Raw genomic sequence first — 25558 nt, forward strand, 5'->3', positions numbered from 1 at the left:
AAGTTGCAGCCGCCTGTGTTCACCACTGCCCTGCACGACTGCCAATAAAAAACCCGAACGGGTAAAAAATATTGCCGACGAGATGTTATTCCCACAGCACTAATTGCTACAGACAGACTATTTTTCGCGACGCGAATTATCAAATGAAAAATGCGGAAGATTTGTCAAAGTATGACAAGGAGCACATATCGGTGATAATTTGTTACGCTGGCATTCATGGAAGGTGTCGAATAAAAAATTCAATTAAATCAGAATAAATACGGATACCAGGTCAACCAGAGACGATTAATGGTTTCAGCCTGACTAAATCCGTCAGTCAGGAGATAAAAGTTGAGAGCGCTCTCTAAATGAAATTAATTCGCATCACGAATATATAAGTAAAGATTAAGACTACTAAGCCCAATTAAGAAAACTTATTGATTAACGCACCGCAGTTAATTAAACGCAGCCCGGAAAAACGTGGCGGGAATAGATGATTTACTCAATAGCAGGCATAAAAAAGCGCGGCCTGAGCCGCGCTGATACATTAATTTTCGAGGCGATTAAGATTAGCCTTCGATTTTCGCCCAGGTGTCACGCAGACCGACGGTGCGGTTAAACACCAGGTGCTCAGCCGAAGAGTAATGGCTGTCGGCGCAGAAGTAGCCTTCACGCTCGAACTGATAGGCTTTCTCCGGCTGTGCGGCCGCCAGACTCGGCTCAACGAAACCGTGCTTGATCACCAGCGATTCCGGGTTAATGGTGGAGAGGAAGTCCTCCGCCGCGCCCGGGTTGGGCACGCTGAACAGGCGATCGTACAGGCGAATTTCCGCCGGCAGCGCGTGCGCCGCAGACACCCAGTGGATCACGCCCTTCACCTTGCGGCCGTCGGCAGGATCTTTGCTCAGCGTTTCCGCATCGTAGCTGCAGAAGATGGTGGTGATCTCGCCGGCTTCATCTTTCTCGACGCGCTCGGCCTTGATCACGTACGCGTTGCGCAGACGCACTTCCTTACCCAACACCAGACGCTTGTACTGCTTGTTGGCTTCTTCGCGGAAGTCGGCGCGATCGATATAGATCTCACGGCTGAACGGCACATCGCGGTTGCCCATTTCCGGCTTGTTCGGGTGGTTAGGCATGCTGACCATTTCCACCGCATCGCCCATGTTCTCGATGACGATTTTCACCGGATCCAGCACCGCCATGGCGCGCGGCGCGTTCTCGTTCAGATCGTCGCGGATGCAGGATTCCAGCGCCACCATTTCGACGTTGTTGTCTTGCTTGGTTACGCCGATGCGCAGGCAGAACTCGCGGATCGAGGCGGCAGTATAACCGCGGCGGCGCAGACCGGAGACGGTCGGCATGCGCGGATCATCCCAGCCCTCGACGATCTTCTCGGCCACCAGCTGATGCAGCTTGCGCTTCGACATGATGGCGTATTCGAGGTTGAGACGCGAAAACTCGTACTGGCGCGGGTGGCAAGGAATGGTGATGTTATCCAGCACCCAATCATACAAACGGCGGTTATCCTGGAATTCCAGGGTGCACAGCGAATGGGTGATCCCTTCCAGCGCATCGGAAATGCAGTGGGTGAAATCGTACATCGGGTAGATGCACCATTTATTGCCGGTCTGGTGGTGTTCGGCGAACTTGATGCGGTACAGCACCGGATCGCGCATCACGATAAACGGCGAGGCCATATCGATCTTGGCACGCAGGCAGGCAGCGCCTTCGGCGAATTCGCCGTTGCGCATCTTCTCGAACAGCGCCAGGTTCTCTTCCACGCTGCGACCGCGGTACGGGCTGTCTTTGCCCGGCGCAGTCAGGGTGCCGCGGTATTCACGGATCTGCTCCGGCGACAGTTCGTCGACGTAGGCCAGCCCTTTGCTGATAAGCTCCACCGCATACTGGTGCAGCTGATCGAAATAGTCTGAGGAGTAACGAACGTTGCCGCTCCACTCAAAGCCCAGCCACTCCACGTCGTGCTTGATAGACTCGACGAACTCGATGTCTTCTTTCACCGGGTTGGTGTCGTCGAAACGCAGGTTGCACTGGCCCTGATAGTCCTTGGCGATGCCGAAGTTCAGGCAGATGGACTTGGCGTGGCCGATATGCAGATAGCCGTTAGGCTCCGGCGGGAAGCGGGTATGTACCGACGTGTGTTTCCCCGACGCCAGATCTTCATCGACGATCTGACGGATAAAATTGGTTGGGCGGGCTTCAGCCTCACTCATTTCACTGTTCCTCAATGCAAAGCGCTACACATAACCGCCTATGATCCAACAAGCCACGTCTGGAAACAACCGTTTGTTTCACGAAAAATGCGGCGCGTTGCGCCATCGGCGCGCAGCGCACCGCCGTGGGGCGAAACGGAATAAAAAAAGCGGGAAGAGATCGCTCTCTTCCCGCCAAGTCGGGGCAAACGCCGCCATGATGCGTGCTCGGCCCCAGGCACTACTCAGGTAAAAACAGCCTTATTTCTGGATCTCATACAGCTTGGTCTGACCGGCGACCACAGAGCCGCTGGCCAGCGCCGCCAGGCCGGCGTACTCGTCAGCGTTGCTGACTACCACCGGGCTTATCATCGAACGCGCATTGGCATTCAGGTAATCCAGATCCAGTTCCAGAATCGGTTGACCGGCTTTCACTTCCGCGCCCTCTTCCACCAGGCGTTTGAAGCCCTGGCCTTCCAGCGCGACGGTGTCGATCCCCATGTGCACCACGATCTCGGCGCCCTTGTCGGTTTCCAGGCAGAATGCGTGGTTGGTATTGAAGATTTTCACCACGGTGCCGTCAGCCGGCGCCACCACGATCTTGTCGGTCGGGCGAATCGCCAGGCCGTCGCCTACCGCCTTGCTGGCGAAAGCTTCGTCCGGCACCTGTTCGAGCGCCACCACTTCGCCGGTCACCGGCGCCAGCAGCGTTTCAAACGCGGCTTTCGGCGCGTTCGGCACCGCCTGCGGTTTAGCTTCCGCGGCAGGCGCCGCCGCCGGGGCCACCGCTGCCGCTACCGGGCCGGCCGCAATCACGTTGCGCATTGCGCTGGCGATAAGTTCGGCACGGGTGCCGACGATCACTTGCACGCTCTGCTTGTTCAGGCGGATAACGCCCGACGCGCCGAGGCGTTTCGCCAATGCGTCGTTCACCAGCGCGGAGTCTTTCACGTTCAAACGCAGGCGGGTGATGCAGGCGTCGATGCCGGTCAGGTTGTCGGAACCGCCGATCGCGCCGACGTAACGACGAGCCAGGGTGGTGGTTTCGTTCTCGTCTTTACCGGCGTTGCTGTCGACGTTGACGTCGTAGCCGTCGGTTTCGTCACCGGCAACCGCCAGCTCGCGGCCCGGGGTCATCAGGTTAAATTTTTTGATGGTGAAGCGGAACACCACGTAGTAGATGACGAAGAACACCAGGCCTTGCGGGATCAGCATGTACCAGTGGGTCGCCAGCGGGTTGCGAGACGACAGCACCATATCCACCAGGCCGGCGCTGAAGCCGAAACCGGCGATCCAATGCATGCTGGCGGCGATGAACACCGAGATACCGGTCAGCACGGCGTGGATCACGTACAGCACCGGCGCCACGAACATGAAGGAGAATTCCAGCGGTTCGGTAATACCGGTAAAGAAGGCGGCGAAAGCGGCCGCCAGCATGATGCCCGCCACTTTGGCTTTGTTCTCAGGACGCGCGCAGTGGTAAATGGCCAGCGCCGCCCCCGGCAGACCGAACATCATGATCGGGAAGAAGCCCGCCTGATAACGGCCGGTGATGCCGACAACCGCTTTACCGGCTTCGATCGACTGCTGGCCGCCAAGGAAGTTCGGAATATCGTTGATGCCGGCCACGTCGAACCAGAACACCGAGTTCAGCGCGTGGTGCAGGCCGACCGGGATCAGCAGGCGGTTGAAGAAGGCGTAGATGCCCGCGCCGACCGAGCCCATTTTCTGAATGTGTTCACCGAAGTTCACCAGACCGTTGAAGATCACCGGCCAAATGTACATCAGGATGAAAGCCACCAGGATCATCAGGAAGGAAATGAGGATCGGCACCAAACGGCGGCCGCTGAAGAACGACAGCGCCTTGGGCAGCTCGACGCCGCTGAAGCGGTTGTACACTTCGGCGGAGATGATGCCCACCAGAATACCGACGAACTGGTTCTGGATCTTGCCGAACGCGGCGGGCACCTGATCGAGCGGGATCTTCTGAATCATCGACACGGCGGCCGGCGAACAGAGAGTGGTCAGCACCAGGAAGCCGACGAAGCCGGTCAACGCGGCGGCGCCGTCCTTGTCTTTGGACATGCCGTAGGCCACGCCGATAGCGAACAGCACCGACATGTTGTCGATGATAGCGGAGCCGGATTTAATGAAGAAAGCGGCGAGCGCGTTGTCGCCGCCCCAACCAACAGGGTCAATCCAGTACCCGACGCCCATCAAGATGGCGGCGGCGGGCAGCGTGGCGACCGGCACCATCAGCGCCCGTCCCACCTTTTGCAAATAACTAAGAATGTTCACCTTTTCCCCCTATGTTGTCCGCGGACGGACCCTATTAGTAGTTTATTTGGAGCTCTCACTACCTTTTTAGAAACAGCGCTTGGCACGTATCACTCATGCCGAGTGTAAAAAATTTATTTTGTATCGCAAATTAAAACCTCCCTTTTTGTGATAAATATCACCAAAAAGTAGTCTTTACCTCCCAGATTGCTGGCCATCACACAAAACTTATTTTATCATTCAAAAAATCAACCGGGCGGACGATTCACGCGAGAATCATAAAGCTGGGTTACGCTTACGACTCCCGCAGGCCCGTACAGTATAGCTTTAGTTTACTTATCCCAAGAGGTGTTAGATGAGACTTATCCCACTGAAAGATACCGCACAAGTCGGCAAATGGGCCGCGCGTCATATCGTTCAACGCATCAACGCATTCAAGCCAACCGCAGAGCGCCCGTTTGTTCTCGGCCTGCCCACCGGCGGCACGCCGCTGGAAGCCTACAAACATCTGATTGCGATGCACAAAGCAGGTGAAGTAAGCTTTAAGCATGTTGTGACTTTCAACATGGACGAGTACGTTGGCCTGCCGCAGGAACACCCGGAAAGCTATCACACCTTCATGTACCGCAACTTCTTTGATCACGTTGATATCCCTCGCGAAAATATCAACCTGCTGAACGGCAACGCCGCGGATGTCGACGCCGAGTGCCGCCAGTACGAAGAGAAGATCAAGTCTTACGGCAAAATTAACCTGTTCATGGGCGGCGTGGGCATCGACGGCCATATCGCGTTCAACGAGCCGGCTTCGTCCCTGGCTTCGCGCACCCGCATCAAAACGCTGACCGAAGACACCCGCATCGCCAACTCGCGCTTCTTCGGCGGCGACGTCAGCCTGGTGCCGAAATATGCGCTGACCGTCGGCGTGGGCACGCTGCTGGACGCGGAAGAAGTAATGATCCTGGTCACCGGCCACGCCAAGGCGCAGGCGCTGGAAGCCGCAGTGGAAGGCAATATCAACCACATGTGGACCATCAGCTGTCTGCAGCTGCACGCCAAAGCGGTAGTGGTGTGCGACGAACCGGCCACCATGGAGCTGAAAGTCAAAACTGTCAAATATTTCCGCGAGTTAGAAGCGGAAAGCGTTAAAAGTCTTTAATCTTTGCAGGGGGCTACGATGTTCGCTTTAACCCACGGCCGAATCTATACCGGCCACGACGTACTTGATGACCATGCAGTCATTATCGCTGATGGGCTGATCGAGAAAGTCTGCCCGGCGGCTGAATTGCCCGCCGGCATCGAAACGCGCGACCTGGGTGGCGCCATCCTGGCCCCCGGGCTTATCGACGTGCAGCTGAACGGCTGCGGCGGCGTACAGTTCAACGATTCGCTGGAAGCGATCTCGGAAGAAACGCTGGAGATCATGCAGCGCGCCAACGAGAAATCCGGCTGCACCAGCTATCTGCCGACGCTGATCACCAGCAGCGACGAATTCATGAAGCACAGCGTCGACGTGATGCGCGCTTATCTGAAAAAGCACCAAAACCAGGCGTTGGGCCTGCACCTGGAAGGGCCATACCTCAGCCCGGTGAAAAAAGGCACCCACAATCCGGCGTTCATTCGCAAGCCGACCCAGGAAATGATCGATTACCTGTGCGCCAACGCCGACGTGATCACCAAGGTGACGCTGGCGCCGGAAATGGTTGAACCGCACTTTATCAAGCAGCTGACCGAGGCCGGCATCGTGGTCTCCGCCGGCCACTCGAACGCCACCTACGATCAGGCTCGCACCGGTTTCGCCGCCGGCATCAGCTTCGCCACCCACCTGTACAACGCCATGCCTTATATCACCGGCCGCGAACCGGGGCTGATGGGGGCAATCTTCGATACGCCGGAGGTCTATACCGGCATCATCGCCGACGGCCATCACGTGGCCTGGGCGAGTATCCGTAACGCCAAACGCCTGAAAGGTGATAAATTGGTCTTGGTCACCGATGCCACCGCGCCGGCGGGTGCAGATATTGACCAATTTATTTTCGCCGGTAAAACAATATACTATCGGGATGGGCTGTGCGTGGATGAGAACGGCACTCTGAGCGGTTCCGCGCTGACCATGATCGAAGCGGTGCGAAACAGCGTCGAGCATATCGGCATCGCGCTGGACGAAGCGCTGCGCATGGCGACGCTGTATCCGGCGCGCGCCATCGGCGTCGATCACCGTCTGGGCACCCTCGAAGCCGGCAAGGTGGCTAACTTGACCGCCTTCACCCGTGATTTCAAGATCACCAAAACGCTCGTTAACGGTAACGAGGTTTAATTCAATGAACAGCGAGTAAAATTATTGATGAGCACTGGCGGACAAGCACAAATAGGGAACGTTGACTTAGTCAAACAACTTAACGGCGCGGCAGTTTACCGCCTGATCGACCAGCAGGGCCCGATCTCGCGCATTCAGATTGCCGAACTCAGCCAGCTCGCCCCCGCCAGCGTCACCAAAATTACTCGCCAGCTGCTGGAGCGCGGGCTGATCAAAGAAGTCGATCAGCAGGCCTCCACCGGCGGCCGCCGCGCGATCTCCATCGTGTCGGAAACCCGTCATTTCCATACCGTCGCGGTGCGTCTCGGCCGCCACGACGCCACCATCACCCTGTATGACATGAGCGGCAAGTCGCTCAGCGAAGAACACTATCCGCTGCCGGAACGCACTCAAGAAACGCTGGAGAATGCGCTGTTCGCCGCCATCGCCCAATTCATCGACGCTAACCAGCGCCGCCTGCGCGAGCTGATCGCCATCGCGGTGATCCTGCCCGGCCTGGTGGATCCGGCGCTGGGCGTGGTGCGCTACATGCCGCACATCAGCGTCAGCAATTGGGCGCTGGTGGACAACCTGCAGCAGCGCTTTAACGTCACCAGCTTCGTCGGCCACGACATCCGCAGCCTGGCGCTGGCGGAGCACTACTTCGGCGCCACCCGCGACTGCGAAGACTCGATTCTGGTGCGCCTGCACCGCGGCACCGGCGCCGGCATCATCGTCAACGGGCAGATTTTTCTCGGCAACAACGGCAACGTCGGCGAGATCGGCCATATCCAGATCGATCCGCTGGGGGAACGCTGCCACTGCGGCAACTTCGGCTGCCTGGAAACCGTGGCCGCCAACGCCGCGATCGAACAGCGCGTGCGCCAGCTGCTGAGCCAGGGCTATCCGAGCAAACTGACGCTGGAAGACTGCGGCATCAACGCCATCTGCAAGGCCGCCAACCGCGGCGATCTGCTGGCCAGCGAAGTGATCGAACACGTAGGCCGCTATCTGGGCAAAGCGGTGGCCATCGCCATCAACCTGTTCAATCCGCAGAAGGTGGTGATCGCCGGTGAGATCACCGAAGCGGACAAGGTGCTGCTGCCGGCGATCCAGAGCTGCATCAATACCCAGGTGCTGAAGGACTTCCGCAAAAATCTGCCGGTGGTGACCTCCGAACTCAATCATCGCTCGGCGATCGGCGCTTTCGCCCTGGCCAAACGCGCGATGCTCAACGGCGTGCTCTTGCAGCGATTGCTGGAAAGCTGATCCGCCGCTTCTGGCAGGCGTGTTATCGTCATCCTTCGCCTGCCGTAATCATGAGAAACAGCGACAAATGAAAATCAAAAACGTTATATGCGATATCGACGGCGTGCTGCTGCATGACAATACGCCGGTGCCCGGCGCCGATCTGTTCCTGGCGCGCATCCAGGAACAGGGCATGCCGCTGGTGGTGCTGACCAACTACCCATCACAGACCGCACAGGATCTGGCGAACCGCTTCGCCGCCGCCGGGCTGGAAGTGCCGGAGAGCGCGTTCTACACCTCGGCGATGGCCACCGCCGATTTCCTGCGCCGTCAGGAAGGCAAAAAAGCCTATGTGGTCGGCGAAGGCGCCCTGATCCATGAGCTGTACAAAGCCGGTTTCACCATCACCGACATCAACCCGGACTTCGTGATCGTCGGAGAAACCCGCTCTTACAACTGGGACATGATGCATAAAGCCGCCTACTTCGTGAGCAACGGCGCGCGCTTTATCGCCACCAACCCGGATAGTCACGGCCACGGCTTCTCGCCGGCCTGTGGCGCGCTGTGCGCCCCCATTGAGAAGATCACCGGCCGCAAGCCGTTTTACGTCGGCAAGCCCAGCCCGTGGATCATTCGCGCCGCACTGAACAAAATGCAGGCGCACTCGGAAGAGACGGTGATCGTCGGCGATAACCTGCGCACCGACATTCTGGCGGGCTTCCAGGCCGGCTTGGAAACCGTGCTGGTGCTGTCCGGCGTCTCCACGCTGAGCGACATCGAAACCATGCCGTTCCGCCCGAGCTACGTCTACCCTTCCGTCGCCGATATCACCATCTTCTGATGCGGCCATGGCGGCCGCCCGGCCGCCATTATTTCCTTCTCCCTCAGCGTCAGTTTGAATTTAATTCGTTCATGGCCGTAAAAGGTTTCAGCCTGCCTGCGTTAAAAATCCTCATTATAACGTTACGCCCCGCCAATAGCTGATATTGCCGGCGAGCGAAAAACCCTTACCCCTAATTAATGAGGCTACCATGAGCACAAATAACACGATTAATGCCGTCGCCGCCGATGACGCGGCCATTATGCCGTCTATCGCCAATAAAAAGATCCTGATGGGTTTCTGGCACAACTGGGCCGCCGGCGCCAGTGACGGCTATCAGCAAGGCCAGTTCACCAATATGAACCTGACCGACATTCCCGCCGAGTACAACGTGGTGGCCGTCGCCTTTATGAAAGGCCAGGGCATCCCAACCTTCAAGCCTTACAACCTGTCCGACGCCGAGTTCCGCCGCCAGGTGGGCGTGCTGAACAGCCAGGGCCGCGCGGTGCTGATCTCCCTCGGCGGCGCAGACGCGCATATCGAGCTGAAAACCGGCGACGAAGACAAGCTGAAAGACGAGATTATTCGCCTGGTGGAAGTCTATGGCTTCGACGGACTGGATATCGATCTGGAACAGGCGGCGATCGGCGCCGCCAATAATAAAACCGTCTTGCCTGCGGCGCTGAAAAAAGTAAAAGACCATTACGCTGCCCAGGGGAAAAACTTTATTATCAGCATGGCGCCGGAATTCCCGTATTTACGCACCAACGGCACCTACCTGGATTATATTAACGCCCTCGAAGGCTATTACGACTTTATCGCGCCGCAATATTATAACCAGGGCGGCGACGGTATTTGGGTGGATGAACTCAATGCCTGGATCACGCAGAATAACGACGCCATGAAAGAGGACTTCCTCTACTACCTGACGGAAAGCCTGGTTACCGGCACCCGCGGCTATGCGAAGATCCCGGCGGCGAAATTCGTCATCGGCCTGCCAAGCAACAACGATGCCGCCGCCACCGGCTACGTGGTCAACAAACAGGCGGTGTATAACGCTTTCTCGCGTCTCGACGCCAAAAACCTGTCGATCAAGGGCCTGATGACCTGGTCAATCAACTGGGATAACGGCAAGAGCAAAGCCGGCGTCGCCTACAATTGGGAGTTCAAAACCCGCTATGCGCCGCTGATTCAGGGCGGCGTCACCCCGCCGCCGGGAAAGCCTAATGCGCCGACGGCGCTGACGGTCGCCGAGCTGGGCGCCACCTCGCTGAAACTGAGCTGGGCCGCCGCCACCGGCGCCTCACCGATCGCCAGCTACACCGTCTACCGCAACGGCAACCCGATCGGCCAAACCGCCGGTCTGTCGCTGGCCGACAGCGGTCTGACGCCGGCAACCCAGTACAGCTACTTCGTTACCGCGACCGACACCCTGGGCAATACCTCGCTGCCGAGCAGCGCGCTGGCGGTCAAAACCGCCAATGACGGTACGCCGCCCGATCCGGGCGCGCCCGAGTGGCAGAACAACCACAGCTACAAAGCCGGCGACGTCGTGAGTTATAAAGGCAAGAAATACACCTGTATTCAGGCGCACACCTCCAATGCCGGCTGGACGCCGGATGCCGCGTTCACCCTCTGGCAGCTCATCGCCTAATCGCTAATCGATTGCCGGTCAAACTGGCTGGCAATCCCGCCATCACGCTAAAAATTGCATAATCGATAATTTTTCACGCCGATAACTGAAAATCCGTTAAAAACCCCAGCTACGCAAACAACTATTTCTCAGCGCAGGGCTAAAACGCTTGCATCCTCTGCAGCTTTTGGCGCATTTTCATAACCACAGCGCAGCAAAACCGCGTTATCGCTGATAAATCGGCAATGCTGCCCATAACAGTAAAAACAACATCACAGTCATAAAAGCCCGTTAGGAGAGTTGTATGTGTTCTATTTTCGGTGTGCTCGATCTGAAGTCCGATCCCGTTGAACTGCGTAAGAAAGCGCTGGAGCTGTCACGTCTGATGCGCCACCGCGGCCCGGATTGGTCCGGCGTTTACGCCAGCGACAAAGCCATTCTGGCTCACGAACGCCTGTCGATCGTCGACGTCAACAACGGCGCTCAACCGCTGTACAACGCTGCGCACACCCACGTTCTGGCGGTCAACGGCGAAATTTACAACCACCAGGCGCTGCGCCAACGGCTGAGCGACCGCTATGCCTTCCAGACCGGCTCCGACTGTGAAGTGATCCTGGCGCTGTATCAGGAGAAAGGCCCGGAGTTCCTCGACGATCTGCAAGGCATGTTCGCCTTTGCCCTGTATGACACCGAAAAAGACGCCTACCTGATCGGCCGCGATCACCTGGGCATCATCCCGCTGTATATGGGCCATGACGAACACGGCAACCTGTACGTTGCCTCGGAAATGAAAGCGCTGGTGCCGGTGTGCCGCACCATCAAGGAATTCCCGGCCGGCAGCTACCTGTGGAGCCAGGACGGCCAGATCCGCGAATACTATCGCCGCGACTGGTTCGATTACGACAGCGTCAAGGACAACGTGACCGACGCCGCCGCCCTGCGCACCGCGCTGGAAGAGTCGGTGAAAAGCCACCTGATGTCCGACGTGCCTTACGGCGTGCTGCTCTCGGGCGGGCTGGATTCCTCGGTCATTTCGGCGATCACCAAGAAGTACGCCGCGCGCCGCGTGGAAGATCAGGAACGCAGCGAAGCCTGGTGGCCGCAGCTGCACTCCTTCGCCGTCGGGCTGGAAGGCTCGCCGGATCTGCGCGCCGCGCAGGAGGTGGCCAACCATCTGGGCACCGTGCACCATGAGATCCACTTCACCGTGCAGGAAGGGCTGGACGCCATCCGCGACGTGATTTACCACATCGAAACCTATGACGTCACCACCATCCGCGCGTCGACGCCGATGTACCTGATGTCGCGCAAAATCAAGGCGATGGGCATCAAGATGGTGCTTTCCGGCGAAGGCGCGGACGAAGTGTTCGGCGGCTACCTGTACTTCCATAAGGCGCCGGACGCCCGCGAATTCCACGAAGAGACCGTACGCAAACTGCTGGCGCTGCACATGTTCGACTGCGCGCGCGCCAACAAGGCGATGTCCGCCTGGGGCGTCGAAGCCCGCGTGCCGTTCCTGGACAAGAAATTCCTCGACGTGGCAATGCGCATCAACCCGAAAGATAAAATGTGCGGCAACGGCAAAATGGAAAAACACATCGTTCGCGAATGTTTCGAGTCCTATTTGCCCGCCAGCGTGGCCTGGCGCCAGAAAGAGCAGTTCTCCGACGGCGTCGGCTACAGCTGGATCGACACGCTAAAAGAGGTGGCTGCGCAGCAAATTAGCGATCAACAGCTCGAAACCGCGCGTTTCCGCTTCCCGTACAACACGCCGACGTCGAAAGAAGGCTACCTGTACCGCGAAATCTTCGAGGAGCTGTTCCCGCTGCCGAGCGCCGCCGAATGCGTGCCGGGCGGCCCATCCGTCGCCTGCTCGTCCGCCAAGGCCATCGAGTGGGATGAATCGTTCAAGAAGATGGACGATCCTTCCGGCCGCGCCGTCGGCGTGCACCAGGCCGCCTATAAATAATCGTGCGGCATTTTCCCCGAGGCGGGCCTTTTGGCCCGCCTTTTTGTTGCCTTTTCCGCCCGCCAACTGCCTGAATTGCCGATTTTATCGCCATAATGTTCACAACCCAGACAAACGGCGCTTCCGGGCGCTTTTTCGGGAAAAAACTTGTTGACGCAAATCGGTCATATACGCATAATGCGCCCCGCAACGCCGATGAAGGCAAAGCAAAAAAAGAGGGCTACGTAGCTCAGCTGGTTAGAGCACATCACTCATAATGATGGGGTCACAGGTTCGAATCCCGTCGTAGCCACCATCTATTTTTTGTATTTGCGGGAGTGGCGAAATTGGTAGACGCACCAGATTTAGGTTCTGGCGCCGCAAGGTGTGCGAGTTCAAGTCTCGCCTCCCGCACCATTTCTCTTCATCGTCGGCGCAGTATGTTGATGGGGTATCGCCAAGCGGTAAGGCACCGGTTTTTGATACCGGCATTCCCTGGTTCGAATCCAGGTACCCCAGCCATATTCTTTCGGGAACGGGGTTTCAACATAAGATTTGTTTGCAGGTGGGGTATCGCCAAGCGGTAAGGCACCGGTTTTTGATACCGGCATTCCCTGGTTCGAATCCAGGTACCCCAGCCATAACAAACTGCTTGCAAATCAAAGAAGTAAAAAGTAACATCGGCTACGTAGCTCAGCTGGTTAGAGCACATCACTCATAATGATGGGGTCACAGGTTCAAATCCCGTCGTAGCCACCATAATTGGGGTGTCGCCAAGCGGTAAGGCTCTGGTTTCTGATACCAGCATACCCAGGTTCGAATCCTGGCACCCCAGCCATATTTAGAAAAGCCCGCTTCGGCGGGCTTTTTGCTGTCTGCCGTTCAGCCAACCTTAAATAGGCCCAGCCACCGCTGAGCCCTGTCGGTTACAATCCCAAAGCGTACTTCAACGCATGCTCTTTCAGCTTACCCGCCCGCTGCGCGGCCATCAGCGCCAGATTGCGCGCCACGGTCAGCGGCGCCAGGTTATTGCTGAAGGCGGTATAGAACAGATCCATGCCGCTCTGCATCAACAGATTGTCGGTACGGCGGCGGCGTTGATAGCGCAGCAGCACCGCCTCGCCGCTCCAGTCTTCTCCCTGCTCCCGCGCCTCGCTCAGCACGTTCAGCAAGGCATCCACATCGCGATACCCCAGATTGACGCCCTGCCCGGCCAGCGGGTTGATGGTATGCGCCGCATCGCCCAGCAGCGCCAGGCCCGGCAGCACGTAGCGCTGCGCATGACGGCGCGTCAACGGGAACGATCCGGCGGCATGCACCTTGACCGGGCCCAGTCGCGCCGGAAAAGCGGCGGCGATCTCGCGCTCCAGCTGCGCCGGCGGCATCGCCTGCAGTTGGCGAATGCGCTGCGGGCTGTCATACCACACCAGCGACGCCCAGCTGTCGTACAGCGGCAGGAAAGCGCGCGGCCCTGACGGGAAGAAGCGCTGCCAGGTCACATCCTGCTGCGGCGCGCCGGTATCGACGGTGATCAACATGCACGCCTGACGATACTGCCAGCCGTTGGTGCCGATCGCCGCCAGCTTGCGCACCTGCGAGTTGGCGCCGTCGGCGCCGACAACCAGCCGCGCCTGCAGCGTTTCACCGCTGTCCAGCGTCAGTTGCCAGGCCTTGTCCGCCCGCTGCAGCGATTGCAGCCTGGCGGGGCACAGCAGCGTCAAATTGGCGCACTGTGCGAACTGCTGCCACAGCGCCAGCTGCAAAATGCGGTTTTCCACCATAAAGCCCAACTCCGGCAGCCCCAGCGATAGCGCATCGAACGCCACGCGCGACGACGCCCATTCCCAGGTCTCCAGCCGGCGATACGGCACCGTGCGCATCGCCGTCACGGCGGGCCAGGCGCCGAGCTGTTTCAGCAGCCCCACCGAGGTGCAGCCGATAGCGGAAATGCGCAGGTCCGGCGGGCTTTGCGCCTCGAACGCCTGCGGCGCCTGATGTTCCAGCAACGCCACCGACCAGCCCGCCTGCGCCAGGCCCAGAGCCGCCGCCGCGCCGACCATGCCGCCGCCCACCACCACCGCGTCGTACCGATTTTGAGATGTCTTCATATTGGCTATGTTTTCTATGTGAATGCTCGCCATCCCACCCGACATGGCGTTTTGCGCAGTGTACCGGATTTTCGCTTCGGCTTCAGGTTGCATGCCATTTTCCCCCGCGCTGGTCACAACGGCGGCAAATGATTACAATACGCGCCCTGCATGTCGCGTAACGCAACTTTCGCTCCGCACTGAGTAATGGCAAGTCAATGACGAAAAAACTACATATCAAAACCTGGGGCTGCCAGATGAATGAGTACGATTCATCGAAAATGGCCGACCTGTTGAACAGCACGCACGGCTTCGAGTGGACCGACAACGCCGAGGAAGCGGACGTGCTGTTGCTGAATACCTGCTCGATCCGTGAAAAAGCGCAGGAAAAAGTTTTCGCCATGCTGGGGCGCTGGCGCTTGCTGAAAGAGAAGAACCCGTCTGTCATCATCGGCGTCGGCGGTTGCGTGGCCTCGCAAGAAGGCGAACTGATCCGCAGCCGCGCGCCTTGCGTCGACGTGGTATTCGGCCCGCAGACCCTGCACCGCCTGCCGGAAATGATCAACCACGTTCAGGGCACCCGCAGCCCGGTAGTCGATATCAGTTTCCCTGAGATCGAAAAGTTCGACCGCCTGCCGGAGCCGCGCGCCGAAGGCCCGACCGCGTTCGTGTCGATCATGGAAGGCTGCAACAAATACTGCACTTTCTGCGTGGTGCCGTACACCCGCGGCGAGGAAGTGAGCCGCCCGAGCGACGACGTGCTGTTCGAAATCGCCCAACTGGCGGCGCAGGGCGTGCGCGAAGTCAACCTGCTCGGCCAAAACGTCAACGCGTACCGCGGCGCCACGCATGACGGCGATATCTGCTCGTTCGCCGAACTGCTGCGCCTGGTGGCCGCCATCGACGGCATCGATCGCATTCGCTTCACCACCAGCCACCCTATCGAGTTCACCGATGACATCATCGCGGTGTACGAAGACACGCCGGAGCTGGTCAGCTTCCTGCACCTGCCGGTGCAGAGCGGTTCGGATCGCATCCTGACCATGATGAAACGCGCCCATACCGCGCTGGAGTATAAGGCGATTATCCGCAAGCTGCGCAAGGCGCGCCCGAACATCCAGCTCAGCTCCGACTTCATCGTCGGTTTCCCGGGCGAGAGCCAGGCCGACTTCGAACAGACCATGAACCTGATCGCCGACGTCAACTTCGACGTTAGCTTCAGCTTCATCTATTCGTCGCGCCCCGGTACGCCGGCGGCGGACATGGTTGACGACGTCAGCGAAGAAGAGAAAAAACAGCGGCTGTATATTCTGCAGGATCGCATCAACCAGCAGGCGCTGCAGTTCAGCCGCCGCATGCTCGGCACCGTCCAGCGCATTCTGGTGGAAGGCACCTCGCGCAGAAGCGTGATGGAGCTGGCCGGGCGCACGGAGTGCAACCGTGTGGTAAACTTCGAAGGCACGCCCGACATGATCGGCCAGTTTGTCGACGTGGAAATTACCGAGGTGCTGACCAACACCCTGCGTGGCGCAGTGGTGCGCACCGAACAGCAGATGGATCTGCGCGTACATGAATCCCCGCAGTCGGTGATCGCCCGTACCCGCAAAGAAAACGCGCTGGGCGTCGGCATTTACCAGCCCTGACGCCGCGGCGGCCCGCATTATCGCCGCCCGTTCGCGCTACTCCTTACCGTTTCTCCGCCGGGCGTCCGCGCCCGGTGATGTTCTTTTTTTTATTTTTTATTGTTGAAGAGGCGACATAACATGCAACTCCCACACTGCCCGAAGTGCAACTCCGAATACACCTACCAGGACAATGCCCTGTTCATCTGCCCTGAGTGCGCCCACGAGTGGAGCGACAGCGCCCCGGCGGAAGATCAGGACGCGCTGATCGTCAAAGACGCCAACGGCAACCTGCTGGCAGACGGCGACGCGGTCACCGTGATCAAGGACCTGAAGGTTAAAGGCAGCTCCTCGATGCTGAAGATCGGCACCAAGGTGAAAAACATTCGTCTGGTGGAAGGCGACCACAACATCGACTGCAAAATCGACGGCTTCGGCCCGATGAAACTGAAATCCGAGTTCGTGAAAAAGAACTGATTCTCGGCGGCCTTGTTCTGTGATGACGCGGCGGGCTTTGCGCCCCGCCGCGTTTTTTCCTTATCTTCCCTTGAATTCCGCCGACGGCGCACAGATAGATCAGCGGTAAACTTGCGCCGTTGCGGCGCACCATGAATAATTCAAGAAAGAGAGTATTCAGGCTCGCCCTGAACGCGCGCGTCCCGGACGCGCTATGTGACATCAACCAGGCCCGATGTGACCTAGAGGAATAGTTTGAACGTCGCAACACAAGAAATTATGTTGGAGCCCGCAGACAACCAGCGTTTGCTCAGCCTGTGCGGCCCGTTTGATGACAACATCAAGCAACTCGAGCGCCGATTGGGCATCGAAATCAATCGTCGCGAAAACCGCTTCAAGCTGGTCGGCAAAAACCTGTGCGTGGTCGCCGCCGCCGATATCCTGCGCCATCTGTACGTGGATACCGCGCCGATTCGCGGCGTGATCCCGGATATCGATCCGGAGCAAATCCATCTGGCGATCAAAGAGAGCCGGGTGCTGGAACAGGTGGCGGACAGCGTGCCGGATTACGGCAAGGCGGTCACCATCAAAACCAAGCGCGGCATGGTGAAACCGCGCACGCCTAACCAGGCGCAGTACATCGCCAACATTCTCGATCACGACATCACCTTCGGCATCGGCCCGGCCGGTACCGGCAAAACCTACCTGGCGGTCGCCGCCGCGGTGGATGCGCTGGAACGCCAGGAAATTCGCCGCATTCTGCTGACCCGTCCCGCGGTCGAAGCCGGCGAAAAGCTGGGCTTCCTGCCGGGCGATCTGAGCCAGAAGGTCGATCCTTATCTGCGCCCGCTGTACGACGCCCTGTTCGAAATGCTGGGCTTCGAGCGCGTGGAGAAGCTCATTGAGCGCAACGTGATCGAAGTCGCGCCGCTGGCCTATATGCGCGGCCGTACGCTGAACGACGCCTTTATCATTCTGGATGAGAGCCAGAACACCACCATCGAGCAGATGAAGATGTTCCTGACGCGCATCGGCTTCAACTCTAAGGCGGTCATCACCGGCGACGTCACCCAGATCGACCTGCCGCGCAACCAGAAATCCGGCCTGCGCCACGCGGTGGAAGTGCTGTCGGACGTGGAAGAACTGAGCTTCAACTTCTTCCACAGCGAAGACGTGGTGCGCCACCCGGTGGTGGCCCGCGTGGTCATCGCCTATGAGGCCTGGGAAGCCGCCGAACAGAAACGCAAAGACGCGATTGCCGAACAACGTAAGCGCGAGGCGCTCGCCGCCTCCGAGCAGGAGACACCATGAGTCAGGTGATTTTGGATCTGCAGATTGCCTGTGAAAGCAGCGACGGCCTGCCGGATGAGGCCACCTTCCAGCGCTGGCTGGAAGGCGTGCTGCCGCAATTTCAGGAAGAGGCCGAGGTGACCGTGCGTCTGGTGGACGAAGCGGAAAGCCACGAGCTGAACCTAACCTACCGCGGCAAAGACAAGCCGACCAACGTGCTCTCTTTCCCGTTCGAGGCCCCGCCGGGCATCGAGCTGCCGCTGCTCGGCGATCTGATCATCTGCCGCCAGGTGGTTGAGCAGGAAGCGATTGAGCAAGGCAAAACGCTGGAGGCCCACTGGGCGCATATGGTTGTCCACGGCAGTCTTCATCTGCTAGGGTATGACCACATCGAAGACGATGAAGCCGAAGAAATGGAGTCTTTGGAAACCGAAATCATGCACGGACTGGGCTACCCTGATCCGTACCTGGCGGAAAAAGACCCCGTCTGACGTCAGCCGTTTACCTTACAGCCCCTAACGGGGCTGTCGCTGACGCCCCTTAACTCTGACATGAGTGACAGTAACGAAAACGCCATGAGCGACGACCATTCACAAAGCAATGACAGCCCCAGTCCCAAGAAGGGGTTCTTTACTCTTATCCTTAACCAGCTGTTCCACGGCGAGCCCAAAAACCGTGGCGATCTGGTCGAGCTGATCCGTGATTCCGAACAAAACGACCTGATCGATCCCGATACCCGCGACATGCTGGAAGGCGTGATGGATATCGCCGAACAGCGCGTGCGCGACATCATGATCCCCCGCTCCCAGATGGTGACGCTCAAGCGCAACCAGACGCTGGAAGAGTGCCTGGACGTGATTATCGACTCCGCCCACTCGCGCTTCCCGGTGATCAGCGAAGACAAAGATCACATCGAAGGCATCCTGATGGCCAAGGATCTGCTGCCGTTCATGCGCGCAGACTCCGAGCCGTTCAGCATCGACAAAGTGCTGCGCACCGCGGTGGTGGTGCCGGAAAGCAAGCGCGTCGACCGGATGTTGAAAGAGTTCCGCTCCCAGCGCTACCACATGGCGATTGTCATTGACGAATTCGGCGGCGTGTCCGGCCTGGTCACCATCGAAGACATTCTGGAACTGATCGTCGGCGAGATCGAAGACGAATACGACGACGAAGACGATCTGGATATCCGCCAGCTCAGCCGCCACATGTACACCGTACGCGCGCTGGCCCCGATCGAAGACTTCAACGAAGCCTTCGGCACCCATTTCAGCGACGACGAGGTCGATACCATCGGCGGTTTGGTGATGCAAGCCTTCGGCCATCTGCCTGCACGCGGGGAAACCATTGAAATCGAAGGTTACCTATTTAAAGTTGCCATGGCAGACAGTCGACGTATCATCCAGGTTCATGTAAAAATTCCGGACGACTCTCCACCACCGAAACTGGAAGATTAAATCCAACATGGCTAAAGCCTCATTACTTGAACGCCAGTGGGTTCGCGCCCTGCTGGCGCTGTTGTCAGGTGCCGGCGGGACGCTGGCGTTCTCTCCCTACGATTTCTGGCCCGCGGCCATCGTCTCCCTGTTCGGCCTGCTGGCCGTTACCCTCAATCGCACCACCAAACAGTCCGCCCTGCTCGGCTTTGTCTGGGGCTTCGGGTTGTTCGGCAGCGGGATCAACTGGGTGTATGTCAGCATCGCCGATTTCGGCGGCATGCCCTTCGCCGTCAACGTCTTCCTGGTGGCGCTGCTCGCCGCTTACCTGTCGCTGTATACCGGGCTGTTCGCCGGGCTGCTGACCCGCCTGTGGCCGGCTACCCGCTGGTGGCGGCTGGCCATCGCCGCGCCGGCGCTGTGGCAGGTCACGGAATTCCTGCGCGGCTGGGTGCTGACCGGCTTCCCATGGCTGCAGTTCGGCTATAGCCAGATCAACGGCCCGCTGAAAGGCATCGCGCCGCTGCTGGGCGTCGACGCCATCACCTTTGTGCTGATGGCCATCGCCGGCCTGCTGGTGTACGCCGTCAATCAGCGCCGCCTCTCGGCGGCGGTGATCGCCGCCGCGCTGCTGTTGTTGCCATGGCCGCTGCGCCAGCTGCAGTGGTTTACTCCGCAGACTGATAAAGCGGTGAATATCGCCATGGTGCAAGGCAACATCGCTCAATCGATGAAATGGGATCCGAAAGCGCTGGTCAGCACGCTGCAAACCTATCTGGACGAAACCCGTCCCTACATGGGTAAGGCACCGATCGTTATCTGGCCGGAATCCGCCATCCCGGATTATGAAGCCAATCAGAACGGCTTCCTGACGATGATGGACGACCTGATGCGGGCGAAGAACAGCAGCCTCATCACCGGCATCGTCGACGTGCGCGCCACGCCGCAGGGCCAGCAAATCTACAACAGCGCCATCGTGCTCGGTGAACCGACGCCGTACAGGTACCCAGCCAACGATCGCTACAACAAGCACCACCTGGTGCCGTTCGGCGAGTTCGTACCGCTGGAGACGCTGCTGCGGCCGCTGGCGCCGTTCTTCGACCTGCCGATGTCCTCCTTCAGCCGCGGCGACTACGTACAACCGCAGCTCAGCGTACGCGGCTACAACCTGACGGCGGCCATTTGCTACGAAATCGTGTTGGGCCAGCAGGTGCGCGATAACTTCCGCCCGGACACCAACTTCCTGCTGACCATCTCCAACGACGCCTGGTTCGGCCACTCCATCGGCCCATGGCAGCACTTCCAGATGGCGCGCATGCGGGCGCTGGAACTGGGCCGGCCGCTGCTGCGCAGCACCAACAACGGCGTCACCGCCGCAGTGGACGCGAACGGCGACGTGATCGCCGAGATCCCGCAGTTCACTCGTCAGGTGCTTGAAGTGAGGGTCACACCGACCACCGGCGTCACGCCTTACGCGCGTTTCGGCGCCGCGCCGCTGTGGGTGATCACCCTGTTGCTGGGCGGTTGGGCGCTGATGTTGGGCCTGCGCCGCAAATAGTCCTGTTCGCCGGGGCGCGCCCGCCGCGCCCCGCGTTTCCGTAAACGTTCCCCCACCTCGGTCAGAAAACGTCGTTAAATCAACGCGGCTGGCACACTCCTTGCTTTATCTAAGGTGACATCGCACGTCGGTTAACTTTTGCTGACGTTTTGTCGCACCCGTGCACATTTTGGAGGCGCCGAACGCACCATGCAGGTGCGTCGGGGTTTGGTTGCATTGATTTGGTGCGCGCGGCGTCTCAAAAAATGAAACATTTTAGTTTCAAGATATTCACAATCGGTTATTTTTTAACGGCTATCCGTTCTAAGACTATCTTTATAACTTGAGCAATAAATAGTCGATTTAACCTGACGCTCTTTAGTCAGAGCCACCACAACAGCAAAGGAGTTGGACCATGCAAATGCGTAAATTGGCGTTATCGTTACTGCTGCTCGGTATGGCAGGTAGCGTGGCGCATGCGGAAGACCTGTCCGGTACGCTGAAGAAAATCAAAGACAACGGCGTGATCGTTGTCGGCCACCGCGAATCGTCAGTGCCCTTTTCCTACTACGACAACCAACAAAAAGTTGTGGGCTACTCTCAGGACTACTCCAACCAAATCGTTGAAGCTGTTAAGAAAAAACTTAATGCACCGAATCTGCAGGTGAAAATGCTGCCGATTACCTCGCAGAACCGCATCCCGCTGCTGCAAAACGGCACCTATGACTTCGAGTGCGGCTCCACCACCAATAACCTCGAGCGCCAAAAGCAGGCCGCCTTCTCCGACACCATTTTCGTGGTCGGCACCCGTCTGCTGGTGAAAAAAGGCTCCGACATCAAAGACTTTAAAGACCTGGCCGGTAAGCCGGTGGTGGTCACCTCCGGCACCACCTCCGAAGTGCTGCTGAACAAGCTGAACGACAGCGACAAAATGAACATGCGCATCATCAGCGCCAAAGACCACGGTGACTCCTTCCGCACCCTGGAAAGCGGCCGCGCGGTGGCCTTCATGATGGACGATGCCCTGCTGGCGGGCGAGCGCGCCAAGGCCAAGAAGCCGGATCAGTGGGAAATCATCGGCACGCCGCAGTCGAAAGAAGCCTACGGCTGCATGCTGCGCAAAGACGATCCTGAGTTCAAAAAGCTGGTCGATGACACCATCGCCCAGGCGCAAACCTCCGGTGAAGCGGCCAAGTGGTTTGACAAATGGTTCAAGCAGCCTATTCCACCGAAAAACCTCAACATGAACTTCGAACTCTCGGACGACATGAAGCAGCTGTTCAAAGAGCCTAACGACAAAGCGTTGAACTAAATAGAACAAGAGCCGGGGCGGCCGCAGGCCAAACCGGCCCAGTTGATGACTGGGACAGACAGGTATGAGGGGGGCCGTTCCCCTCCCTCATTTTCCCCAACGCGCATCACCGATCTCCGCACACAACAAGCCAGCCAGACTGGCCGCACGGCGATCGGCGCTCATCAAGTCATCAATCTTCGGCGCCCTGCGCCCGTTTACCGGAGTTTGTTATGTCAATAGATTGGAACTGGGGTATCTTCCTGCAGCAGGCCCCGTTTGGGAACACCACTTACCTCGGCTGGATTTGGTCCGGCTTTCAGGTCACGGTGGCCCTCTCCGTCTGTGCATGGATTATCGCTTTCTTCGTCGGTTCGCTGTTCGGTATCTTGCGTACCGTGCCCAACCGCTTTCTTTCCACTCTCGGCACCTGTTACGTCGAACTGTTCCGCAACGTGCCGCTGATCGTGCAATTCTTTACCTGGTATCTGGTGATCCCCGAGCTGCTGCCGGCCAATATCGGCACCTGGTTTAAAAGCGAGCTGGATCCCAACGTGCAGTTCTTCGTCTCCTCCATGCTCTGCCTGGGGCTGTTTACCGCCGCCCGCGTATGCGAGCAGGTGCGCGCCGCCATTCAGTCCCTGCCGCGCGGCCAGAAAGCCGCCGGGCTGGCGATGGGCCTGACGCTGCCGCAAACCTACCGCTACGTGCTGCTGCCGAACGCCTACCGGGTGATCGTGCCGCCGATGACCTCGGAAATGCTCAACCTGGTCAAAAACTCCGCCATCGCCTCCACCATCGGGCTGGTGGACATGGCCGCGCAGGCCGGCAAGCTGTTGGATTACTCCGCACACGCCTATGAATCCTTTACCGCCATCACGCTGGCTTATATCGGCATCAACGCCGTTATCATGCTGTTTATGCGTCTGGTCGAAAAGAAAGTGCAGTTGCCTGGCAACCTGGGGAGTAAATAATGTACGAATTTGACTGGGCGTCGATCGTCCCAAGCTTCCCTTATTTGCTGCAGGGCATGGTGATCACGCTGAAGATCACCGTGACCGCCATCGTGGTCGGCATTCTGTGGGGTACCGTGCTGGCGGTGATGCGTTTGTCGCCGTTCAAACCGATCAGCTGGTTCGCCACCCTGTACGTCAACCTGTTCCGCTCGGTGCCGCTGGTGATGGTGCTGCTGTGGTTCTATCTGGTGGTTCCAAGCTTATTACAACAGGTTCTAGGGTTATCGCCGAAAACCGATATTCGCCTGATCTCGGCTATGGTAGCCTTTTCCCTGTTTGAAGCGGCCTATTACTCGGAAATCATCCGCGCCGGCATTATCAGCATCTCGCGCGGCCAATCCTCCGCCGCGCTGGCGCTGGGCATGACCCATTGGCAATCCATGCGGCTGGTGATCCTGCCGCAGGCGTTTCGCGCCATGGTGCCGCTGCTGCTGACCCAGGGCATCGTACTGTTCCAGGATACCTCGCTGGTTTACGTACTGAGCCTGGCCGACTTCTTCCGCACCGCGTCGACCATCGGCGAACGCGACGGCACCCAGGTTGAAATGATCCTGTTCGCCGGCTTTGTCTATTTTGTTATCAGCCTCGCCGCCTCGGCGCTGGTAAGCTATTTGAAGAAAAGGACTGTTTGATGATATCCCTGAAAAATGTTTCTAAGTGGTACGGTCACTTTCAGGTGTTGACCGATTGCACCACCGAAGTGAAAAAAGGCGAAGTGGTCGTCGTCTGCGGTCCTTCAGGTTCCGGCAAGTCCACCCTGATCAAAACCGTCAACGGCCTCGAGCCGATCCAGCAGGGCGACATCCTGGTGAACGGCACGCCGGTCAACGACAAGAAAACCAACCTGGCGCAGCTGCGTGCCAAGGTCGGCATGGTGTTCCAACACTTCGAGCTGTTCCCGCACCTGTCTATCATCGACAACCTGACGCTGGCGCAGGTAAAAGTGCTCAAGCGCGACAAGACCGCCTCACGCGAGAAGGGCCTGAAGCTGCTGGAACGCGTCGGCCTGTCCGCCCATGCCAACAAGTTCCCCGGTCAGCTCTCCGGCGGCCAGCAACAGCGCGTCGCCATCGCCCGCGCGCTGTGCATGGATCCGATCGCCATGCTGTTCGACGAACCGACCTCGGCGCTCGATCCGGAAATGATCAACGAAGTGCTGGACGTGATGGTCGAGCTGGCGAACGAAGGCATGACCATGATGGTGGTGACCCACGAAATGGGCTTCGCCCGCAAGGTGGCGAACCGCGTGATCTTTATGGACGAAGGCAAAATCGTCGAAGACCGCAACAAAGACGATTTCTTCAACAACCCCGAGTCCGATCGCGCCAAGGACTTCCTCGCCAAGATCCTGCACTAAGTTCTCACTATGCGCCCCGCCAGGGGCGCATCTTTTCTCCCGGCACGAAAAGCGCTTGTATCTCCTCGTTTTTGATCCGATGCTCGCCGGATAACAAACAGAGGAGAAAGAACATGCCCCGCCCTATTATCATCGATTGCGATCCCGGCCTCGACGACGCCATCGCGCTGGCTATGGCGCTGCGCTCGCCGGAGCTGGACGTCAAAGCCATCACCACCTCCGCCGGCAACCAGACGCCGGAGAAAACCCTGCATAACGCGCTGGGTCTGTTGACCCTGATGCAGCGCGAGGACATCCCTGTCGCCGCCGGCGCCGCTCGCCCGCTGATGCGCGAGCTGGTGATCGCCGACTATGTCCACGGCAAAACCGGCATGGGCAACACCCACCTGCCGACGCCGGCCCTCAAACCCGATCCCCGCGGCGCCGTCGAGCTGATCGCCGACCTGCTGCGCGCCAGCCCGCAGCCAATCACCCTGGTGGTGACCGGCCCGATGACCAACATCGCCCTGCTGTTGGCCCAGCACGCCGAGCTGAAAAGCCGTATCGAGCGCATCGTGTTTATGGGCGGCGGCATGAATGCCGGCAATACCACGCCGGTGGCGGAATTCAATATCTTCGTCGATCCCGAAGCCGCCGAGATGGTGTTGAAATCCGGCGTGCCGCTGACCATGGCTGGGCTGAACGTCACCCATCAGGCGCTGGTGTTGCCGCAGGATATCGAGCGCATTCGTCAGATAGCCAATCCGGTCGCGCAGGCGGTGGCGGAGATGCTCGATTTTTACCTGCCGCTGTATCTCAGCCACCCGCGCGGCCTGCCTGGCGCGGCGATGCACGATCCCTGCACCATCGCCTGGCTGCTGGCGCCGCAGCTGTTTACCGGCGTTGAACGCTGGGTCGGTGTGGAAACCAAAGGGGAGTACACCGTCGGCATGACGGTGGTGGACTATTTCCAGCAAACCGGCAACGCGGCCAACGTGGAAGTGCTGACCGGCATCGATCGCGCAGGCTTTATCGATCTGCTGGCCGAGCGCGTCGCGCGTTATTAATCCTCTCGGGGC

General features: G+C 58.8%; 20 protein-coding genes and 6 tRNA genes. 23 read left to right on the forward strand and 3 right to left on the reverse strand.

Annotated elements, in window-relative coordinates; all coding sequences use genetic code 11:
• Positions 1 to 548 precede the first annotated feature (548 nt).
• Complete coding sequence (glnS, locus tag ACUTQY_RS10915) at positions 549 to 2213, reverse strand: glutamine--tRNA ligase (protein ID WP_033642175.1); 1665 nt, start codon at positions 2211 to 2213, stop codon at positions 549 to 551.
• Positions 2214 to 2453: 240 nt separating this feature from the next.
• The gene (nagE, locus tag ACUTQY_RS10920) at positions 2454 to 4490 is read right to left on the reverse strand and encodes an N-acetylglucosamine-specific PTS transporter subunit IIBC (RefSeq protein ID WP_122004339.1); all 2037 of its coding nucleotides are present in this window, start codon (positions 4488 to 4490) and stop codon (positions 2454 to 2456) included.
• A 334-nt stretch (positions 4491 to 4824) separates the two neighbouring features.
• Between nagE and nagB the strand changes: the two genes are divergently transcribed.
• The 12 genes from nagB (at position 4825) to ACUTQY_RS10980 (ending at position 13249) form a co-directional block, all read left to right on the forward strand.
• On the forward strand, positions 4825 to 5625 hold the full coding sequence (gene nagB / locus ACUTQY_RS10925; protein ID WP_004939952.1) for a glucosamine-6-phosphate deaminase: 801 nt from the start codon (positions 4825 to 4827) through the stop codon (positions 5623 to 5625).
• A gap of 18 nt (positions 5626 to 5643) precedes the next feature.
• A complete protein-coding gene (gene nagA, locus ACUTQY_RS10930; protein WP_033642173.1) occupies positions 5644 to 6783 on the forward strand; it encodes an N-acetylglucosamine-6-phosphate deacetylase in 1140 nt (379 codons plus the stop codon).
• A gap of 27 nt (positions 6784 to 6810) precedes the next feature.
• The gene (gene nagC, locus ACUTQY_RS10935; RefSeq protein WP_019454064.1) at positions 6811 to 8031 is read left to right on the forward strand and encodes a DNA-binding transcriptional regulator NagC; all 1221 of its coding nucleotides are present in this window, start codon (positions 6811 to 6813) and stop codon (positions 8029 to 8031) included.
• A gap of 67 nt (positions 8032 to 8098) precedes the next feature.
• Positions 8099 to 8851, forward strand: coding sequence for an HAD-IIA family hydrolase (locus tag ACUTQY_RS10940; protein ID WP_004939957.1), 753 nt, complete (start codon positions 8099 to 8101; stop codon positions 8849 to 8851).
• Between the two features lie 190 nt (positions 8852 to 9041).
• A complete protein-coding gene (locus tag ACUTQY_RS10945) occupies positions 9042 to 10484 on the forward strand; it encodes a carbohydrate-binding protein (RefSeq protein ID WP_046686571.1) in 1443 nt (480 codons plus the stop codon).
• A 283-nt stretch (positions 10485 to 10767) separates the two neighbouring features.
• Entirely contained in the window at positions 10768 to 12432 is a 1665-nt protein-coding gene (gene asnB / locus ACUTQY_RS10950) for an asparagine synthase B (RefSeq protein WP_046686570.1), read from the forward strand.
• Between the two features lie 218 nt (positions 12433 to 12650).
• Positions 12651 to 12727: transfer RNA gene (locus ACUTQY_RS10955), tRNA-Met, on the forward strand.
• A gap of 16 nt (positions 12728 to 12743) precedes the next feature.
• Positions 12744 to 12828, forward strand: a tRNA-Leu gene (locus ACUTQY_RS10960).
• A gap of 30 nt (positions 12829 to 12858) precedes the next feature.
• A tRNA-Gln gene (locus tag ACUTQY_RS10965) sits at positions 12859 to 12933 on the forward strand.
• Between the two features lie 44 nt (positions 12934 to 12977).
• Positions 12978 to 13052 (forward strand) — tRNA-Gln (locus ACUTQY_RS10970).
• A gap of 41 nt (positions 13053 to 13093) precedes the next feature.
• Positions 13094 to 13170 (forward strand) — tRNA-Met (locus ACUTQY_RS10975).
• Positions 13171 to 13174: 4 nt separating this feature from the next.
• Positions 13175 to 13249, forward strand: a tRNA-Gln gene (locus ACUTQY_RS10980).
• An 88-nt stretch (positions 13250 to 13337) separates the two neighbouring features.
• Here the strand turns inward: ACUTQY_RS10980 and ubiF are convergent.
• On the reverse strand, positions 13338 to 14519 hold the full coding sequence (gene ubiF / locus ACUTQY_RS10985) for a 3-demethoxyubiquinol 3-hydroxylase (RefSeq protein ID WP_033642170.1): 1182 nt from the start codon (positions 14517 to 14519) through the stop codon (positions 13338 to 13340).
• A 197-nt stretch (positions 14520 to 14716) separates the two neighbouring features.
• Between ubiF and miaB the strand changes: the two genes are divergently transcribed.
• The 11 genes from miaB to rihA all read left to right on the forward strand — a co-directional run bounded on the left by miaB (position 14717) and on the right by rihA (position 25546).
• Positions 14717 to 16141: a tRNA (N6-isopentenyl adenosine(37)-C2)-methylthiotransferase MiaB gene (miaB, locus tag ACUTQY_RS10990; RefSeq protein WP_033642169.1), complete on the forward strand. Its 1425-nt coding sequence runs from the start codon at positions 14717 to 14719 to the stop codon at positions 16139 to 16141.
• A gap of 120 nt (positions 16142 to 16261) precedes the next feature.
• Positions 16262 to 16597: a zinc ribbon domain-containing protein YjdM gene (locus tag ACUTQY_RS10995; RefSeq protein ID WP_004939967.1), complete on the forward strand. Its 336-nt coding sequence runs from the start codon at positions 16262 to 16264 to the stop codon at positions 16595 to 16597.
• 258 nt (positions 16598 to 16855) lie between these two features.
• The gene (locus ACUTQY_RS11000; protein ID WP_175403938.1) at positions 16856 to 17887 is read left to right on the forward strand and encodes a PhoH family protein; all 1032 of its coding nucleotides are present in this window, start codon (positions 16856 to 16858) and stop codon (positions 17885 to 17887) included.
• The gene (gene ybeY, locus ACUTQY_RS11005; RefSeq protein ID WP_016928766.1) at positions 17884 to 18357 is read left to right on the forward strand and encodes an rRNA maturation RNase YbeY; all 474 of its coding nucleotides are present in this window, start codon (positions 17884 to 17886) and stop codon (positions 18355 to 18357) included. The genes ACUTQY_RS11000 and ybeY overlap by 4 nt, the downstream gene beginning before the upstream one ends.
• 84 nt (positions 18358 to 18441) lie before the next feature.
• Positions 18442 to 19320: a CNNM family magnesium/cobalt transport protein CorC gene (gene corC / locus ACUTQY_RS11010; RefSeq protein ID WP_004939973.1), complete on the forward strand. Its 879-nt coding sequence runs from the start codon at positions 18442 to 18444 to the stop codon at positions 19318 to 19320.
• Positions 19321 to 19327: 7 nt separating this feature from the next.
• Positions 19328 to 20857, forward strand: a complete 1530-nt coding sequence (gene lnt / locus ACUTQY_RS11015; protein WP_046686568.1) for an apolipoprotein N-acyltransferase — start codon at positions 19328 to 19330, stop codon at positions 20855 to 20857.
• A gap of 394 nt (positions 20858 to 21251) precedes the next feature.
• Entirely contained in the window at positions 21252 to 22148 is an 897-nt protein-coding gene (locus ACUTQY_RS11020) for an amino acid ABC transporter substrate-binding protein (RefSeq protein ID WP_038877465.1), read from the forward strand.
• A 212-nt stretch (positions 22149 to 22360) separates the two neighbouring features.
• On the forward strand, positions 22361 to 23101 hold the full coding sequence (locus tag ACUTQY_RS11025; protein ID WP_038877462.1) for an amino acid ABC transporter permease: 741 nt from the start codon (positions 22361 to 22363) through the stop codon (positions 23099 to 23101).
• On the forward strand, positions 23101 to 23775 hold the full coding sequence (gltK, locus tag ACUTQY_RS11030; RefSeq protein ID WP_004939982.1) for a glutamate/aspartate ABC transporter permease GltK: 675 nt from the start codon (positions 23101 to 23103) through the stop codon (positions 23773 to 23775). The genes ACUTQY_RS11025 and gltK overlap by 1 nt, the downstream gene beginning before the upstream one ends.
• Positions 23775 to 24500: an amino acid ABC transporter ATP-binding protein gene (locus ACUTQY_RS11035; RefSeq protein ID WP_063991092.1), complete on the forward strand. Its 726-nt coding sequence runs from the start codon at positions 23775 to 23777 to the stop codon at positions 24498 to 24500. Before gltK ends, ACUTQY_RS11035 begins: the two co-directional genes overlap by 1 nt.
• A 113-nt stretch (positions 24501 to 24613) precedes the next feature.
• Positions 24614 to 25546, forward strand: coding sequence for a pyrimidine-specific ribonucleoside hydrolase RihA (gene rihA / locus ACUTQY_RS11040; protein ID WP_033642165.1), 933 nt, complete (start codon positions 24614 to 24616; stop codon positions 25544 to 25546).
• Positions 25547 to 25558 lie beyond the last annotated feature (12 nt).

It is taken from the genome of Serratia sp. TSA_130.1 (genome assembly GCF_052691795.1).

What these genes read in the sequence shown, in the direction of transcription:
- glnS (WP_033642175.1), bottom strand. Translation starts at nt 2,213, where the DNA reads ATGAGTGAGGCTGAAGCCCGCCCAACCAATTTTATCCGTCAGATCGTC.
- nagB (WP_004939952.1), top strand. Translation starts at nt 4,825, where the DNA reads ATGAGACTTATCCCACTGAAAGATACCGCACAAGTCGGCAAATGGGCC.
- nagA (WP_033642173.1), top strand. Translation starts at nt 5,644, where the DNA reads ATGTTCGCTTTAACCCACGGCCGAATCTATACCGGCCACGACGTACTT.
- nagC (WP_019454064.1), top strand. Translation starts at nt 6,811, where the DNA reads ATGAGCACTGGCGGACAAGCACAAATAGGGAACGTTGACTTAGTCAAA.
- ACUTQY_RS10940 (WP_004939957.1), top strand. Translation starts at nt 8,099, where the DNA reads ATGAAAATCAAAAACGTTATATGCGATATCGACGGCGTGCTGCTGCAT.
- ACUTQY_RS10945 (WP_046686571.1), top strand. Translation starts at nt 9,042, where the DNA reads ATGAGCACAAATAACACGATTAATGCCGTCGCCGCCGATGACGCGGCC.
- asnB (WP_046686570.1), top strand. Translation starts at nt 10,768, where the DNA reads ATGTGTTCTATTTTCGGTGTGCTCGATCTGAAGTCCGATCCCGTTGAA.
- ubiF (WP_033642170.1), bottom strand. Translation starts at nt 14,519, where the DNA reads ATGAAGACATCTCAAAATCGGTACGACGCGGTGGTGGTGGGCGGCGGC.
- miaB (WP_033642169.1), top strand. Translation starts at nt 14,717, where the DNA reads ATGACGAAAAAACTACATATCAAAACCTGGGGCTGCCAGATGAATGAG.
- ACUTQY_RS10995 (WP_004939967.1), top strand. Translation starts at nt 16,262, where the DNA reads ATGCAACTCCCACACTGCCCGAAGTGCAACTCCGAATACACCTACCAG.
- ACUTQY_RS11000 (WP_175403938.1), top strand. Translation starts at nt 16,856, where the DNA reads ATGTTGGAGCCCGCAGACAACCAGCGTTTGCTCAGCCTGTGCGGCCCG.
- ybeY (WP_016928766.1), top strand. Translation starts at nt 17,884, where the DNA reads ATGAGTCAGGTGATTTTGGATCTGCAGATTGCCTGTGAAAGCAGCGAC.
- corC (WP_004939973.1), top strand. Translation starts at nt 18,442, where the DNA reads ATGAGCGACGACCATTCACAAAGCAATGACAGCCCCAGTCCCAAGAAG.
- lnt (WP_046686568.1), top strand. Translation starts at nt 19,328, where the DNA reads ATGGCTAAAGCCTCATTACTTGAACGCCAGTGGGTTCGCGCCCTGCTG.
- ACUTQY_RS11020 (WP_038877465.1), top strand. Translation starts at nt 21,252, where the DNA reads ATGCAAATGCGTAAATTGGCGTTATCGTTACTGCTGCTCGGTATGGCA.
- ACUTQY_RS11025 (WP_038877462.1), top strand. Translation starts at nt 22,361, where the DNA reads ATGTCAATAGATTGGAACTGGGGTATCTTCCTGCAGCAGGCCCCGTTT.
- gltK (WP_004939982.1), top strand. Translation starts at nt 23,101, where the DNA reads ATGTACGAATTTGACTGGGCGTCGATCGTCCCAAGCTTCCCTTATTTG.
- ACUTQY_RS11035 (WP_063991092.1), top strand. Translation starts at nt 23,775, where the DNA reads ATGATATCCCTGAAAAATGTTTCTAAGTGGTACGGTCACTTTCAGGTG.
- rihA (WP_033642165.1), top strand. Translation starts at nt 24,614, where the DNA reads ATGCCCCGCCCTATTATCATCGATTGCGATCCCGGCCTCGACGACGCC.